Below are 14,555 nucleotides of genomic sequence, written 5' to 3' on the forward strand. Positions count from 1 at the left end.
CTCTCTTTAAGCAGCTTGTAAAAATGGTTGTTTGGATTCAGTCCTTTGCCAACTACTGGGTATAAAACCAACTTCTTGCCATGCTTCCAAAAGACATTCATATTTATTTCTGCCTTCTGCTATAAACTCCCGACTCGGTTCATAGATAAACAAATCGTACGGATGTATTTTCTGAATACCGACAAAAACAAATCGCTTCCCTCCTACTCCATCCAGATAATACGCAGCTTGGCGGTCGTAATCGTATGTATGGCAACTTTTTACAAAAGCGGCGTATGTGCGCTGGCTGGTTGTTTTTAAATCAACTACCAAACTTTTCTTATATACCAAATCTAGCTTTGATTTGCAAGGTAAGCCTGTCGCTGGATTGGTAAATAGGCAGACACTTTCTTTTCTTGCAAACTGCCTTAGCCAACTGCAAAAACGATTCCTTAGCACTTTTTCTTTTAAAATATTGAGCAAATCCGCATCCATATCTTCGGGAATAACCGTCTGTTTCTTAGGTTCTAAAATCAGTTCATGTAATGTGCTTCCAAAAGCAAAAGCTTTTTCAGGTTTGAAACTCTTTAAACCAAACAGGTGATCACGAAATTCACTTAAATCCGAATTGGCTATGCGGGGAAGTTGGCGGTACTGGGTATCGCTTAGAAATGGAACAATGCTCATTTTTGATTAAATTTAGTGGTTTATAAAGGTATAAATTGGGTGTTTTGCTTAGTCCTCAAAGTCTGTTTCATTTTTAGGCTATTTCAAGGCAAAACCGAAAAGCGTCTTCATTCATGCGGGCTAAACTACCTACCGCATTACCAAACACGGCTTCTTTTGGCTTTTTAATGTGCGTAGTGTAGTGGGTTATGCCATTTAATAACCCAAATAGATTGTCTCCTAGGTCTGCACACTCTCGTTCTATTGAGTAGTTCATGGCATTGATTACATTGGTTTTGCGGGTTGAAAGTTCTGTTTTCCCCAACTTTTCCTCATGCGTCATACGCGTTAATCGTTCGGTTAAAGCAGACTTAATACTTTCATCAATTTGTACATTACCCAAGCGTTCAAATTGGTCAAACAGTTTTGTACGCTCCTCCATAAACGTTTCAAAATAGCGTAGTAACTGATTTATCTTAGTGTCGTGGTTCTTGGTGTGATGGACTTTTAACTGACGGAATACCTTTGAAAACCGATTTTTACACCGAATCATCATATTTGAATTTCCCATAAAAAAACCAGTACTGCTATCATGGCTGTTGCCAATCATTAAGTAGTCTTCAAAACTATGTCCTCCTACTTGAATCGGTTCGGTGCATTGTAAAAAGGCCAATACTTTTTTGCCTCCGTCAAATTCATCAAAACACTTGATAGGAAACCCTGTGATGTCATTCATTTTTTGGACTACCTCCATAAATCGTTCGTTGGAAGTAGGGGTATATGAATCTTTACAGACGTTAAGTAGATAGTTGTTATCACTTCTAAAAATGGCCTTGTAGCCATTAACTAGTTGATTGTTAGAATATATAGGTTTTTCTACGACATCCCAACTTGATTGAAATATTACGGGCATTTTCATGTTCTTATGGTAATTTAGAAAGATATAGAAGGTTTAAAAATGAGAGGGTCTTACTTTACCCCCTCATTTTTATTTGTCTATGCTGCTTGTTTGAACTCTTCGATAATAGGTTCTTCTTTTTCTTGCTCGGCTAAGGCATTATAGAAACAATCCGCTACAAAATGGTAAATAGCGCCGTTGGTTAGGGTATCTAATCGGTAAATACGATTACAGTCTGCATATTGCCCAAAGGCTTCAATGCGTTCAGGCATGGCATCTTCCATTTTAAATTTAGCAATAAAATAGGTGGCTTTGGGCTTGATTTTGGTATTTTCATGCGATTCAGGCGTCATGGTCAACACTACTTCTGATAGTTTTTTACGCTTATAAAAAAGCGGTTGTATCAGTTTTTGAAGCTCTTTCACCGAACTGTTATTGAACATAATGACCGACAAGCAGTTTTCACTATCCACGAAAAAAATTTCCGCCCAAGTTTCTTCCCTTTCTCTGCCAAATAGGGTATCCGTAAAAATACGCCACGCCAATGGCTGAAAAGTAAACGATTTCAATGGTTGACCATTATGGTCTGTCAAAATCTCTTCTTCCCCTAATTTAAACGTACCATTACGGGCATCAAAGCGATAATCACGGGGTTGTCCTTCAATGTAAAGAATTTCATCGCCGAAATCAGGATTTAAAATTTGGACATGAGAAGTCTGGGCAGCCAATTCGGCTACATTTTTTGATTTGGAAAACATAATAAGTGAGTTTTAAAAGAAAAGATTTGCCCGAACTAAAACGACTGTCGGGTATCAGTCCTCAAATTTGGTGTTTGTTCCTCCTTGTTTGATAATATAAAGGTACAACAAAAACGGACACAAATCAAGGTATACCTCTCATTATCAGACACTTAAAAAACTTTATGTAACCCATTATGTTTACTTGTGGCGAGGTATAAGCTCAGAGGATATATTTCACTCTGTTAAGTGGGATGAAGAAGCTGATTGGTTCCGATGCGTTGCTAATCGGAACCAATCAGTGTGCGTAGATTAAAACCTATTCATTTAAAGCTTCCCTCCTACCCCTCTGTTCTAAAGTATCTTTTTCAATTCTGTGGCGACTTCAATCAAACGCTCCAAATCCTTTATCGAAATTTTAGGAGCCTTCAATATTTTGGTCATTGTAACTGTCAACTGTTTCTGAACAGAATTGCGGGATTTATCAATTACTTTCGGCTCATCATCTCCCGAAAGAACATTTTCTAACTCTTCTACATTCTCAACTAAGTCTTTTTCCTTCCGTTTAGCCAGTTTTTGAATATCGGTTTTCCCAATCTTAATTTCGCCATTCAAAACTGCTTGTTTCAGCGTAGGTTGCAGTTGATCAAGACCTGCTGCAAATTCTGCATCTCGCATTATCGTAGCACGACTCACTTTATATTCCTGTGCTAACTTCTCCGAAGTAGAACCCTTATTTTCAGATACTTGAACAAAAGTATCAGAATGAAACTTATCTTTTCCCTCTTCCGTTTCAGAATAAGTCTCATTTTGAGATTTATAATCTTTTCGATCATATTTCCCTTTTTCAGCCTTCTCAATATTATACCGTAGTCCTCTAAAATAAGAAGCCTGTTGCGGTGTCAGGTTGCGCCGCCCCAACTGCAAATCAATCATGTAATCTTTGACCTCTTTCAAGGATTCAAAACGCATGACCTGAACGTTAAAATTGATTCCCCTTTCTCTACATATTTTGAAACGATTGTGTCCATCTACCAGAATATAAACGGGCGCTTCAGGGGTCAGGGAATTCTCGTCAATTACCCGCTGCGTGGTTTCCCAAAGTAAAAGAGCATCTTTGCAACCATTTTTTACAATGTTCGCTTCCAACTGAGTCAGTTCTTCATTAGTTGGGGATGGAATAAAGCTCCTTAGCTCTTCTAAAACTACAATACTCTGTTTGATTTGCTCAGAGCTAATGTAACTATTGTTGAGCGATTGCTGCGTTTTTTGGCTTATTGCTGCTTTAATATCTATCTTGGCCATGTTTGTTATTTTACAACTTGTAGGTATTGAATAAATTCATCACAAAAATCTCGGTAGTTTTTGGCAGCTTCTGAGTTGTCCGAAAATTTGGCGATGGGGCTTTGTAAAATCTGTGATTTCTGAAAATCTACCAAGTGTTTGATTTCTGTATTAAATACTCGAAATGGCACACTACTCTTGACATTTTCTTTGATACCTTCGTGAACACTATTTTTCTTAACCATTGTAAAAACAATCCCATCAACCACAAGCTCTGCGTTTAGGTTTGTTTTTACTTCCATCACCCGCTGCAATAACGAGTTCAACCCTTTTACCGCCGACATTTCGGGCAAAAGCGTAATGAGACAGCTATTTGAAGCATTCATAGCCGAAATGGTAAGCTTATTCAACGAAGGGGGACAATCAATCAACACATAATCAAAGGTACTCAAGATTGGCTGCAATTTGTTCTTTAACCTTAAATCCCCTCCCACACTCAAAATCAATTGGATTTCGGCATCGGCCAACTCAATATCTGAAGGAGATAAATACAGGTTTTCAGAAATTTCAACAATGGGCAATGGAATAGCGTGGTTCAAAAGTGCTTGGGCCACTTGGCTCTCGGGAGCATCAATACCCAAAATCTGGCTTAGGTTGCCTTGCGGGTCTAAGTCAATCAGGAGAACCTTGAATCCGCGCCTAGCCAATGCTTCTCCCAAAGAAGAAGTGGTGGTCGTTTTTCCAACTCCGCCTTTGTGGTTGATAATCGAAATCACCCTGGCTTTTTCATAAAGGCTGTCAGAATACCCATATTTTGATAAGATGGGGAATAAAGCAACAAGATGTTTTTCACTGAGGTTGCGAGTCCCCGCCAAGGTTTGAGCTATCGTTCCTTTTGGAATAGAGGCTTCTTTTTCAAGCGTGGAAACGGTTAAGGCAGGGTTATGCCTCAAAAAATTAATCAGGTTTTCTTGAGTTAGCATAGAAGATTTTTGTAATATTTGCTTCACAAAATAACTCAAAATAAGCGCTATTTGTATGTATTTTATTACATTTTTTTAAACTTTTTTACTGGCTTTTTATGACTTATTGTTTTTGCATTTTGCTTTATTTGACGCAACTGCATTTGAGCTTGCCAAAGAGATTTTTCTATTTTAGACAAGTCGGCCTTGATTTCATTGACAGATGCCCTAACAACCAAATAACCTGGCTCAAAAGGTAATGCTTCATTTTTAGGCAGGATATCCTTATGTGTCTTTAATAAACCAATGCTGTTACGACTTAAAAGTTCTTCAATTTGCTTTGCTTTAAAACCTACTTCGGTTCCTTTGATGGCCACTTCGTTGACCCGAAAACTACAGCCAACTAATTTATCATTACGATCGTACTTGAAACGGCTCTCAATCCCAAGGCTGGTCAACTCCTCACTGAGCTTATCAATGTTATTGATTTTTTTAGCAATCAATAGAGACGTTAGGGCCGCTTTCACTTTTTGACGAGCTTGCATTTTGGGGGGTAAATGGTCAGAAAGGCTTGTTCTTTGCGCTGGTAAAGGCTGAAAATTTAAGTTTCTTTCAATGTCTCGACACACCTTTACATTACGCGCATAATTATGACTTGAATCTAATGCAGCTCCGCCACCAATCGGAACACGATTCAAATAAATATGAATATGGGGATGTCTTTGGTCAAAGTGCTGGTAAACAACCACTTGATATTGGTCTAGATTTGCACCAATTCCCTCACAATACAACCGAGCCGCTTTGCGCATTTTTTCCTCATCAATGGCTTCATTCTCGCGCCAGCTCAACGAAGTATGCCATACAGCATTTTTGCACTTGCTCCTATTGGCTAAACTTTGCATTTGTAGTGCAAAATGTTCGGCGGTTGTTCCCATTACATTATGGCTATCAATGAGCTTAGCTTTTTTCTTTGGTTGTTTCTCTGCTGCTCCATACATAATTGCTCCCAAAAAACTACTACCAAGTACCGTCTTTGCTATCATGTTAAGCCCTCGAATAGGGTATCCAAGATTTTATTGATTTTACCTATGTTCAATTTTCCAGCATGCGCAAAGCGGGTTAGCTGGTTGAGGTTATTGGCTACGCCAACAATAATTCGGTGCTGTTCTTCAGTGAAGGCTTGGGTAACTTCAATCCCTAATGCCACCTGTCTCATATATTCACTGACAGAAACTCCCGCCTTTCGTGCCTTATTTTCGATTAACGTCTTTTCCTCCCCTGTTAAGCGTAGTTCTATCTTTTCGTCTTTTAGTGGTTTCATTTTCCTCAATAGCTTGCGTCATTCAACGACTTTGGCGAAAAATTTGTAAATTTTTTGTCAGGACAAAGTCATGGCTTGCTAACGCTTCGCTTTCTCTTTAATCTCCCATAATCTCCTTTTATCCCCGCTAATCTCCTTTTGAATTCACGAACTGTCCTTCTTTCTTTGCCCCTGTATGCCACCTTCGGAAACACACTTTATCAGCAAAAAAGACCTCTGTGACGCCGTGTTGTCAAAGGTCAGAAAACGCAATGTTATGTTGTATGCTTTCTATCGCCCATATATCATCTCTGCTTATTCGTCTCGATATGTGGCCGATAAAATAACTGCGGACCTTGGTATTACTATAAGTGCAAAAATCATTGAACGGATTCGTACACAAAAACACCGAATGGTTATTCTTGCCGCTACGCTTTCAGTAGAACCCCATATCCAGGCCAAAATACAAGCTCCTCTACCATCTCCAAAGCCAGTCAATGACAACCAAGCAAAAACCGACTTCTCATTTTCTGACCCAAATCATACTGACGAGCATTCGACAAAAACAAATCTCAAATTCCTATAAACACGATGAAACAGTTTCACTTTATCCTACAAGCCAAAGGAGGCGTTGGGAAATCTTTTTTAGTCTATCTATTGGCGCTCAAACACCAATCACAGCCTGGGGCATATTTCGTGGACGTTGATGCTTCCACACAGACGTCCTCTCGTCAGCTTTCTTTTCTGAGCGGTACTGGAAGGGTTGCCGCTCTTTCTATGCTGGACGAACGCCAGAAAATAACCCGTGACAAACTTTTATTTTCATTAACAGACTTGAGCCAACTTCCTTTTGAGAATTGCTATTTAGACTTTGGCGCGCCAGAGAGCGAACAAATCCCTGCCTTATTCTCCGTTGATTTTAGTACGGAACAGCTTTACGAACTAGCCCAACACTTACATTGCCAATTTATCTTTGACGTTGTGATTGCGGGAAATACTTCCTATTTCGCCTGTACGCAGTACCTTCAGCAGATGCAGCAAATTATTGGCAATACCTTTCCAATTTGCATTTGGGTCAATCAATATAGCTTTTACAAACACCCCCAACTCATTTCTGAAATTCAGTCGTATGCCACTCAGCATCAACTACAAGTTAATTTTTTTGGCGATATAGATACCAGCACCCAAGTAGGAAACCAAATTTTAAAAATGGTACAGCTAGGGCATGGGTTAGAACGATATGATTTCATAACTGCAATGAAATTAAAAAACGAATTGGCAAAGTTATGAAACCAATTACCTCGGAGCAGATGACACGCTTGCAGGGTCATTACCAACAGAAATATGGGATTAGGCTTGACGAAACGGTCACATCTATTCTTTGTGAAATCGAACAAATGGGAATAAAAAATAACAACACCATACAATCTGTTACTGAAAGTATCAAAGAACAAGCCAAGGTCATCCGCTTTGAAAACGACCGTCAAGCTTTTTGGTACGCGCTTGGTAAATTCGGGATAACTGGCATAAGTCTGCCCCTGCTCATTATTTTCGGCTGGATATATTTTACCAATTTGACCCAATATCAAACCATCCTGCGCCTAATTGACCAATATCCTACTTACAAACAATACGCTCAACTAATGAAAACAGCACAAACTACCACAACTCCTCAAGGAACATTTATGGTGCTAAAGCCTACAGAAAAAACAAAAATGGTTGTCGGCGTTCACTGCTTTTACCACGCTAATAAAAGACTTATCTACGTTCCAATAACGGTTAATGAAGCATTTTAGCTTGGCAAAAATAGCAAATAATTAAATATTAATAAATTTGTATTTTAAATTATATTAAATTTAATTTGCATCTTTATTGATTTGCCAACATTTATGTTCACCCTAATTTTAGTATATATTACATTAGGTCAGTACACCTTGTATTGCTTAATTTTCGTGGTGGTATGGTCAGGGAGTGTATTCTTATTTCACTCCAAATCCCCCACGAAGGCAAAACCACAAAGGGGAGATATAGAATTTATATCCCTCAAAAGCCCTTCGGTCAAATCCCCAGCTGTAGTACCTAACCTGACACCTGAAATTATAGAGACTGATTTTTTTGGTTCAATCCCTGAAATAGGCAAAAGTAACGTATCAACACCCACTGTAGATTCGATTGATACATCAAACGAGGCGTTTCAAACCCTCCTAGCCAATCAAATTGAGTCACCCGTTGAGCTAATAAGTGAAGAATTTGAGACAATTGCAGAGTTAGATTTCAAAGATAGTCAATGGCCATTCACAGAGTTGGACGAGGAGGGGAGAAGTGGAGACTTTATCAATGATAACTTCAATGACAATGAAAGCCAAGACCTTTTAACAGACGAAATCAATCATAACGCACTCTTAGAAGAACTTTTAAGCACGCATGAGCTAGTTTGTGAAATGCAAAAAGACCTTGGCTGTGACTATATGACGGCTATTGCAAATTTGCCAGAATCAACACAGGCCATTTATGAACGAGTGGGTTTTCAACCCTACATATCCGATAATTAGTTTTTTAACCATCAAATTATGCTTTCTAAATTTTCAAGCAAAAAACACGCAATTTGGCTGACCCTGAGCTTATGTTCATCATTCGCCTATTCTCAAAATCGGGGCATTCAAGCAGGAGCACAGGCTTTGTCTCAGGCGACCAATGACGTAAAAGGGTATTTTGAACCAGTTACCACACTCATTTACGTCGTCGCGGCAATCGTTGGGCTCGTAGGTGGTTTTCGGGTTTATAACAAATGGCAAAACGGAGACCAAGAGGTTCAGAAACACGCCGTTGGCTGGTTTGGGGCTGTCTTGTTTTTATTAGCCATTGCCGCTATTCTTCAAGCAGTCTTCTTCTAAAATGAAAATGATTTTTCTCGATATTGTGGGCAACGGAAGTGGACATACGACCAACACCCAGATTGACCACCTTATTACGGAACCATTGATTGGCATGATTGGAAGTGTATCCACCTTTAGTTACACCGTTTGTGGGTTATTGGCATTGGTAGGGGGATTTAGAATTTATAATCATTGGCAAATGAATGGCAGTGATGAGATATTGTCAATGATCGCTCGATGGTTAGCCGCTATTATTGCTGTTCTTATTTTAGGAGGAATTATCCAAGCGATTGTCAACTCACAAGGTGTTTTTGATCCAAGTCTCAATGATAAAATCATGTCTCGATGAATGCCCTCAATGGAATTTACGACGAAGTTAGATTGATATGTGTGGCACTTCTCTCCATTGCGGCAGTTATTGGTGGGGGTCGAATCTTTCAACGATGGAACCAAGGTCAAGATGGTGTTGAAAGCAGCCTGATTCATTGGTTTGGAGCACTAGCTACTTCCTATGGCTTAGTAGAACTCGTCGATTTCGGCATCAAAAGCCCCTATGGTTACGTTGGCTCTGACAATGCCGCTGGGGTTATACGAGATGCCGCTCCTGAGGTGTATCAAGCAAGCGTTTATCTAGGCATTGTGTTTGCCATTATTGGTATGATACGCGTTTTTATAAAAATTCAAAATGGTGACGATGATGTATATGAATTTGCCTTAAAATGGCTGGGGTCACTCATGTTTTTGTTTCTCATCGGTTACATTATCAACCTTACCTTTAGCAAATGGGCGTAGCCACATGAAAGAATTTATTATTTTCAAAGGAGTTGACCATGAAATAGAGTTCAAGGGCTTGCGGGGCAAATACTTTTACCTTGGCGCCATAGGAGGAGTTGGCAGTATTTTTAGCTGCCTCATTTTGGTCATTATAGGTATCCCCTCCATCGTCGTTTTTTTGTTACTGTTGCTTTTATTAAGTGCTACGATTAGCGCTGCTTTTCACCTGAGTAAAAAATATGGCCGATGGGGGATGGAAAAACAGCCCGTTCAAGAGCGAAAACCTCATTTTATCCATCAAAAAATGCCTTTTCATAAAATTGTTCCTGTAAAAGCCGTATTGAAACTTGCCACTAAAAAATGACCAAAAGCAGAATCAAAAATATTGAGCATATTTTCCCAATTTTGGCCGTAGATGAATCCACAAACGTGGTGGTTTCCAAAAATGCGGACTTAACGATTGGTTTTAGGTTGAACCTCCCCGAAGTTTTTACCCCTTCAGATGCAGACTATGATACACTACATACAACCTTTGTCAGAGCATTGGCTACGTTACCAAATGGGTATGTTGTACACAAACAAGACTGGTTTTTGGAACAACATCATCAATTAAGCGATGATACAAGAGCCTACATTGCCAATAACAATTACCTAGCTTATGAAAATGAGTTACACTTTTTAGAAAGGACGTATATTGAGCAACGTTCGTATGTTTTTATCACTCGACCTACCCAAGAAATTACCCGTAGAAAAAGCCTCAACTCGTCATTGCTAAAGAATCATTATGTGCCAAAAGATGCCTTAGACGCTAAGTTTTGGAAAGAGTTTTTGGATACCGTTATCCAATTTTCATCCATATTAGAATCCACTGCAAAAATCAAGTGCGACATAATGAGACCCGTTGATTGGTTAGGTAGTGAAACTGAGTCGGGAATTTTTCAACAATATTTCACACTTTCATTGACGGACACAACTTTACAGGATCTTCAAATGAAAGATGAGCTCAGGGTAGGGGGCAAATATACCCAGACTTTTACCCTTGCCGATTTAGAAGACTTTCCAAATACACTCAGTAATGCACAAATTCTGGAGAAATACTCCACAGATTCTACTAAATTTCCTACCTCTCTTGGGTCGCAACTGGGGCTTATGCTTGGATGCAATCATATCTACAACCAAGTATTTTATCTCGAAGATTCAGACCATTTAAGCAATAAACTAACCGCAGAAATGCGCAGACACAATAGTTTCTCAGCTTGGTCAAAAGAGAATATGGTTGCCTTCGAGGCCAAAGACGCCTTTATTGAAGAAATGAAAGCAGAAGGCCGCCGCCCAGTGAGAGTTCACTACAATGTACTAACCTGGCACGAAAATAAAGAAAAACTGGAAGAATATCGGTCCCAAACCGCATCTGCTATTTCTCGAATGGGTTTTCGTCCCCGCATTGCCAATTGGGATGCCGAAACCCTTTTCTGGTCGTGCATTCCTAGCAATGCTGCCGAGATTGGGTTAGACAATCTGGTACTGTGTTTTTCTGAAGAAGCCGTTTGCTTATGGAATATGGAAGGCAATTATCAAGATACAGTATTTACCCCCAATGGAGTACGGCTCACTGACCGCTTCGGCAAACCGATAATGGTTGACCCTTTTTTCAAACCCATGGAAAAGGGACTCATTAACAACCGTAATTTTATGGTGGTAGGGCCATCTGGTTCGGGTAAATCATTTGGGATGAATGCCTTGTTTTATTACTTGCGTTCTCATGGCGTACACATCAGCATTGTGGATGTTGGCCACAGTTATCGTCGCCTTTGTGATACCCTAGGCGGGCGTTATATTACTTATGAAGAAAGCAACCCACTCAGTTTTAATCCTTTCTACGTCAAAGGGTTGCATCCAGATGCCGAGACAGAAGAATCAATTGCCAATTTATTGGAAGCACTTTGGAAAAAAGACAATGAGCTGACTACCAAATCAGAAGAAATCACCATTTCTGACATCGTTTCCAATTATTTTGGATTTCTAAGAAAAGAGTGGGAGGGAGGCCGTAAACATTTTCCCTGTTTCAACACCTTTTATGATTATACCCAGCAGGTATACCCTAAAATTTTCACCCAAAATCAAGGGCGGGCTAACATTGAGTTTGATTTACAGAACTTCCTCTACGTATTACGTCCTTACGCCCAAGGCGGAAAATACGAGTATTTGCTCAATTCACGCCAGAACATTGACCTGATGGAACTCCCCTTTGTGGTCTATGAATTAGACAACATCAAAGACCACCCCGTTTTGTTTCCAGTTACTACCATTATGATTATGAACAACTACGTTCGTAAACTATTTACCGTCAGAGGGGTCTTAAAAATGTTGGTGATTGAGGAGGCATGGAAGGCTTTAGCCAAAGACAACTTTGCAACCTTCTTGAAATGGTGTTCAAAGACAGTAAGAAAACACTATGGTTCGTTGGGAGTAGTTACCCAAGAAGTGGACGATTTGGTAGAAAACGCCTTTGTTAAAGATGCAATTATCAACAACTCTCCCATCAAATTTTTATTTGACCAATCAAACTACGAAAAGCGTTTTGATGATATTATGCAAACCCTTGGCCTATCCGAAAAACAGGCCAACATCATTTTGAGCATCAATCGAATGAACGACTCAAATCGCCCCAAATACAAAGAAATGGCATTATTGATTGGCGATTACACGAAAGTTTATGGGGTTGAAATGTCTAAAACGGCCTACGCTACTTTTACTACCGAAAAGCGAGAAGTAGAAGAAATAGCTGATTTAACCCTTCATCGCTATCACGGAAACACGGAAGCAGGCATCAAAGCCTGGGCGAGAGGGGAACGATTTAACTAAGAATTTTTAACGAACATCTATGAAAAAACCGTTGTTAGGGCTTGCAATAAGCCTTTTTATTTCTGCGGGGACGCAAGCGCAATTTGTAGTCTCTGACCCCATTCATACAGGCATCACCACGGCCATCAAGCTACTTCAAGACCCCAGTTTCAAAGAATTAGTGGGGAATGTCAAGAAGCTAATGGAAGTCGCCTCTGCTGTACAACAATTCAATCGCGGGCGAGAACTCGTTGGGAACGTCCAAGGTGCAATGTCAGACATGAATAAAATGGCCGCAGTCATTTCACAAGATAAACACATTCATCCCAGAGAATATGGGCGTGTTTTGGCAGGGTTTCAAAAAATAAACAACGAGGGAAGCTCGATTATGATTGCTGCTTCCAATGCACTCATCCAACGCCATGCTAAAATGACTGATGCAGAACGAATGCAATGGCTGGAAGACATGTACCAGAAAGTGAATGGTTTTCGGGCAGTGATGAATGAATTTTATGGAAGTATTCGTAAATCCTCTATCAGCCGTGCAAGGACTAACCAGGACCGAATTGCAACTGCCAAACTCTATGGATTGGCGCTCAACGGATCTACGTATCACAACGGGCTGACCTCGGGAAATTTTGGAATACCAATCTCAGGAATCCACGCAAGCAACTATGACGTCATTGACTCAGGTTTGGGAGACACTAGCGTACAGGGCAATGAAGAAGCAAAGAAAGTGGCTGAACGCATGACAGCTTACCAGAGCGAACTACGTATTGCAGAATCCATTATCAATGCCGACATAGTTGATATGTTTGAGCCCCTCCTCAAAAACTGCGACAACAGTGAAGGATGTAAAGCCCGGGTCAATGCAGCAATGGAAATAGAACGTGAAAAAATACTAAAAGAAATAAGAGCCAACTTGCAACGAAAGTATGGCATTATATAACTCACTATGAACGAGTCTTTTGTAGAAATTATTCGTACCCAACTTTATCAAGAGCTAATCAATTCAACTCAAAAAGGGACGATTCAGATTTTTGAAAATTACGCCAGAGTAATTGCAGGAGCGGGCGCGATGCTTTACATCGCCTCAAGGCTTGTTGGCCAAATCAGTCGCAACGAACCCATTGATTTTTTTCCCCTTTTAAGGCCATTTGCCATTGCATTACTGATTGGTTCATTGGGGCGAATAACCAACGCCATTGATGCTGGAGCTGATAGTCTGGTATCGGCAGTTACTCAAAATGGTAACTCTACCACTGAGCGCATCGCCTACATCATCAAACAACGCGAAAAGGCCGTAGAGGATAAGTTAAAAATTTTCCAAGAACAACAGACTGAAAATGACTCAGGAGGTGATGAATCATGGTCTGAGACTTTCAAGTCACTGGGTCTAAAATTCTCTACAATTGCCGATTACACCGCCGCAAAAATCGACATTGCATTACAAGAAATGTTCCAAAATCTCTTGGTTGCAATTTGTAACATCGCCGAAGGAGTATTGTATTTGATTTCTATCTTATTCCGAATTGTACTTAGAATTATAGGGCCAATTGCTATTGCACTGGCCGTATTTGATGGTTTTACGGGTAATATAGCCGAATGGTTTGGCAAGTACATCAACTTCTCCTTGCTACCTGTTGTAGCCAATATATATGGTATCATCAGTTTCAAAATTCATGAATTATACCTTACTAATTACTCTCCTGCGGGTCAGACCAACGAGTCGCTCACAGGTGACGGTTTTCTAGGTTATGGCTATTTAGGGTTGTTGTTGCTTATTCTAATCGGCTATTTTCAAGTACCTGCCGCAACCAATCTTATTTTATCAGTAGGCGGCGTAGGCGGCATAACTCAAGGGATTTCCAACTACGCCCAAGCGGGTTATCGAAGCATGAAACCACCTTTAGACAGGGCATCAAATAAAGTTCAAAACATGGCCAATAAAGTGCAAACCTCCACTCGTTTTAAAAACTGGAACCAAATTTTACAGCGTAAAAAATAACACTACAAATATGAAACCGCATACCGCAAATTATCAGAATAACTTAGTCCAAGTTTTACAGAAGCGCTTACTGTACTCTACAATCCTTTGTTTTGTGGCTTTTGGAATTGCTTCTGTGGCGTTGCTTTTGGCATTTAATGAGTATCAACAAAAAACCAGTAAGGCATATATTCATCACCAAGGTAGCACCCTTCAGGCAATGATAAAAACCCAATCTATCCGTTAAA

The 14,555-nt window shown here is 39.9% G+C and carries 19 protein-coding genes; 12 read left to right on the forward strand and 7 right to left on the reverse strand.

What is annotated here, in order from left to right:
* Positions 1-6 precede the first annotated feature (6 nt).
* The 7 genes from AC23P2_RS26515 to AC23P2_RS26545 form a co-directional block, all read right to left on the reverse strand.
* On the reverse strand, positions 7-666 hold the full coding sequence (locus tag AC23P2_RS26515; RefSeq protein WP_487775991.1) for a PD-(D/E)XK nuclease-like domain-containing protein: 660 nt from the start codon (positions 664-666) through the stop codon (positions 7-9).
* Between the two features lie 73 nt (positions 667-739).
* Complete coding sequence (locus AC23P2_RS26520) at positions 740-1,564, reverse strand: DUF932 domain-containing protein (protein ID WP_487775992.1); 825 nt, start codon at positions 1,562-1,564, stop codon at positions 740-742.
* Positions 1,565-1,641: 77 nt separating this feature from the next.
* Complete coding sequence (locus tag AC23P2_RS26525) at positions 1,642-2,301, reverse strand: hypothetical protein (RefSeq protein WP_183980050.1); 660 nt, start codon at positions 2,299-2,301, stop codon at positions 1,642-1,644.
* Positions 2,302-2,634: 333 nt separating this feature from the next.
* Entirely contained in the window at positions 2,635-3,585 is a 951-nt protein-coding gene (locus AC23P2_RS26530; protein ID WP_487775993.1) for a hypothetical protein, read from the reverse strand.
* 5 nt (positions 3,586-3,590) lie between these two features.
* Positions 3,591-4,547 carry a ParA family protein gene (locus AC23P2_RS26535; protein WP_028524410.1) on the reverse strand — a complete coding sequence of 319 codons (957 nt, stop codon included), beginning with the start codon at positions 4,545-4,547 and terminating at the stop codon, positions 3,591-3,593.
* Positions 4,548-4,612: 65 nt separating this feature from the next.
* The gene (locus AC23P2_RS26540) at positions 4,613-5,569 is read right to left on the reverse strand and encodes a relaxase/mobilization nuclease domain-containing protein (protein ID WP_487775994.1); all 957 of its coding nucleotides are present in this window, start codon (positions 5,567-5,569) and stop codon (positions 4,613-4,615) included.
* Entirely contained in the window at positions 5,566-5,847 is a 282-nt protein-coding gene (locus AC23P2_RS26545) for a plasmid mobilization protein (RefSeq protein ID WP_487775995.1), read from the reverse strand. Before AC23P2_RS26545 ends, AC23P2_RS26540 begins: the two co-directional genes overlap by 4 nt.
* Before the next feature lie 175 nt (positions 5,848-6,022).
* Here AC23P2_RS26545 and AC23P2_RS26550 point away from each other — a divergent pair, with 175 nt between their 5' ends.
* From AC23P2_RS26550 to AC23P2_RS26605, 12 genes are all read left to right on the forward strand, one after another.
* Complete coding sequence (locus AC23P2_RS26550; protein WP_487775996.1) at positions 6,023-6,412, forward strand: hypothetical protein; 390 nt, start codon at positions 6,023-6,025, stop codon at positions 6,410-6,412.
* A gap of 5 nt (positions 6,413-6,417) precedes the next feature.
* A complete protein-coding gene (locus AC23P2_RS26555) occupies positions 6,418-7,116 on the forward strand; it encodes a P-loop NTPase family protein (RefSeq protein WP_487775997.1) in 699 nt (232 codons plus the stop codon).
* Positions 7,113-7,622, forward strand: coding sequence for a hypothetical protein (locus tag AC23P2_RS26560; RefSeq protein ID WP_487775998.1), 510 nt, complete (start codon positions 7,113-7,115; stop codon positions 7,620-7,622). Before AC23P2_RS26555 ends, AC23P2_RS26560 begins: the two co-directional genes overlap by 4 nt.
* 93 nt (positions 7,623-7,715) lie before the next feature.
* On the forward strand, positions 7,716-8,378 hold the full coding sequence (locus AC23P2_RS26565) for a hypothetical protein (protein ID WP_487775999.1): 663 nt from the start codon (positions 7,716-7,718) through the stop codon (positions 8,376-8,378).
* Positions 8,379-8,396: 18 nt separating this feature from the next.
* Positions 8,397-8,720: a DUF4134 domain-containing protein gene (locus tag AC23P2_RS26570; RefSeq protein WP_183980711.1), complete on the forward strand. Its 324-nt coding sequence runs from the start codon at positions 8,397-8,399 to the stop codon at positions 8,718-8,720.
* Position 8,721: 1 nt separating this feature from the next.
* A complete protein-coding gene (locus tag AC23P2_RS26575; protein ID WP_487776000.1) occupies positions 8,722-9,051 on the forward strand; it encodes a DUF4134 family protein in 330 nt (109 codons plus the stop codon).
* Complete coding sequence (locus AC23P2_RS26580; protein ID WP_487776001.1) at positions 9,048-9,494, forward strand: DUF4134 family protein; 447 nt, start codon at positions 9,048-9,050, stop codon at positions 9,492-9,494. Before AC23P2_RS26575 ends, AC23P2_RS26580 begins: the two co-directional genes overlap by 4 nt.
* Positions 9,495-9,498: 4 nt before the next feature.
* Positions 9,499-9,840 carry a DUF4133 domain-containing protein gene (locus tag AC23P2_RS26585; RefSeq protein WP_028524419.1) on the forward strand — a complete coding sequence of 114 codons (342 nt, stop codon included), beginning with the start codon at positions 9,499-9,501 and terminating at the stop codon, positions 9,838-9,840.
* Positions 9,837-12,341, forward strand: a complete 2,505-nt coding sequence (locus AC23P2_RS26590; protein WP_487776002.1) for a TraG family conjugative transposon ATPase — start codon at positions 9,837-9,839, stop codon at positions 12,339-12,341. The genes AC23P2_RS26585 and AC23P2_RS26590 overlap by 4 nt, the downstream gene beginning before the upstream one ends.
* 19 nt (positions 12,342-12,360) lie before the next feature.
* A complete protein-coding gene (locus AC23P2_RS26595) occupies positions 12,361-13,269 on the forward strand; it encodes a hypothetical protein (protein WP_487776003.1) in 909 nt (302 codons plus the stop codon).
* 6 nt (positions 13,270-13,275) lie between these two features.
* Positions 13,276-14,328 (forward strand): TraJ family protein, encoded by a 1,053-nt coding sequence (locus tag AC23P2_RS26600; protein ID WP_487776004.1) that lies wholly within the window; start codon positions 13,276-13,278, stop codon positions 14,326-14,328.
* A 10-nt stretch (positions 14,329-14,338) separates the two neighbouring features.
* The gene (locus tag AC23P2_RS26605) at positions 14,339-14,554 is read left to right on the forward strand and encodes a hypothetical protein (protein ID WP_487776005.1); all 216 of its coding nucleotides are present in this window, start codon (positions 14,339-14,341) and stop codon (positions 14,552-14,554) included.
* Position 14,555 lies beyond the last annotated feature (1 nt).

This window comes from Runella sp. R0.1_18 (genome assembly GCF_057652155.1).

Bases quoted from the DNA above. Each gene is read 5' to 3' on its own strand.
- AC23P2_RS26515 (WP_487775991.1), bottom strand. From the start codon at position 666: ATGAGCATTGTTCCATTTCTAAGCGATACCCAGTACCGCCAACTTCCC.
- AC23P2_RS26520 (WP_487775992.1), bottom strand. From the start codon at position 1,564: ATGAAAATGCCCGTAATATTTCAATCAAGTTGGGATGTCGTAGAAAAA.
- AC23P2_RS26525 (WP_183980050.1), bottom strand. From the start codon at position 2,301: ATGTTTTCCAAATCAAAAAATGTAGCCGAATTGGCTGCCCAGACTTCT.
- AC23P2_RS26530 (WP_487775993.1), bottom strand. From the start codon at position 3,585: ATGGCCAAGATAGATATTAAAGCAGCAATAAGCCAAAAAACGCAGCAA.
- AC23P2_RS26535 (WP_028524410.1), bottom strand. From the start codon at position 4,547: ATGCTAACTCAAGAAAACCTGATTAATTTTTTGAGGCATAACCCTGCC.
- AC23P2_RS26540 (WP_487775994.1), bottom strand. From the start codon at position 5,569: ATGATAGCAAAGACGGTACTTGGTAGTAGTTTTTTGGGAGCAATTATG.
- AC23P2_RS26545 (WP_487775995.1), bottom strand. From the start codon at position 5,847: ATGAAACCACTAAAAGACGAAAAGATAGAACTACGCTTAACAGGGGAG.
- AC23P2_RS26550 (WP_487775996.1), top strand. From the start codon at position 6,023: ATGCCACCTTCGGAAACACACTTTATCAGCAAAAAAGACCTCTGTGAC.
- AC23P2_RS26555 (WP_487775997.1), top strand. From the start codon at position 6,418: ATGAAACAGTTTCACTTTATCCTACAAGCCAAAGGAGGCGTTGGGAAA.
- AC23P2_RS26560 (WP_487775998.1), top strand. From the start codon at position 7,113: ATGAAACCAATTACCTCGGAGCAGATGACACGCTTGCAGGGTCATTAC.
- AC23P2_RS26565 (WP_487775999.1), top strand. From the start codon at position 7,716: ATGTTCACCCTAATTTTAGTATATATTACATTAGGTCAGTACACCTTG.
- AC23P2_RS26570 (WP_183980711.1), top strand. From the start codon at position 8,397: ATGCTTTCTAAATTTTCAAGCAAAAAACACGCAATTTGGCTGACCCTG.
- AC23P2_RS26575 (WP_487776000.1), top strand. From the start codon at position 8,722: ATGAAAATGATTTTTCTCGATATTGTGGGCAACGGAAGTGGACATACG.
- AC23P2_RS26580 (WP_487776001.1), top strand. From the start codon at position 9,048: ATGAATGCCCTCAATGGAATTTACGACGAAGTTAGATTGATATGTGTG.
- AC23P2_RS26585 (WP_028524419.1), top strand. From the start codon at position 9,499: ATGAAAGAATTTATTATTTTCAAAGGAGTTGACCATGAAATAGAGTTC.
- AC23P2_RS26590 (WP_487776002.1), top strand. From the start codon at position 9,837: ATGACCAAAAGCAGAATCAAAAATATTGAGCATATTTTCCCAATTTTG.
- AC23P2_RS26595 (WP_487776003.1), top strand. From the start codon at position 12,361: ATGAAAAAACCGTTGTTAGGGCTTGCAATAAGCCTTTTTATTTCTGCG.
- AC23P2_RS26600 (WP_487776004.1), top strand. From the start codon at position 13,276: ATGAACGAGTCTTTTGTAGAAATTATTCGTACCCAACTTTATCAAGAG.
- AC23P2_RS26605 (WP_487776005.1), top strand. From the start codon at position 14,339: ATGAAACCGCATACCGCAAATTATCAGAATAACTTAGTCCAAGTTTTA.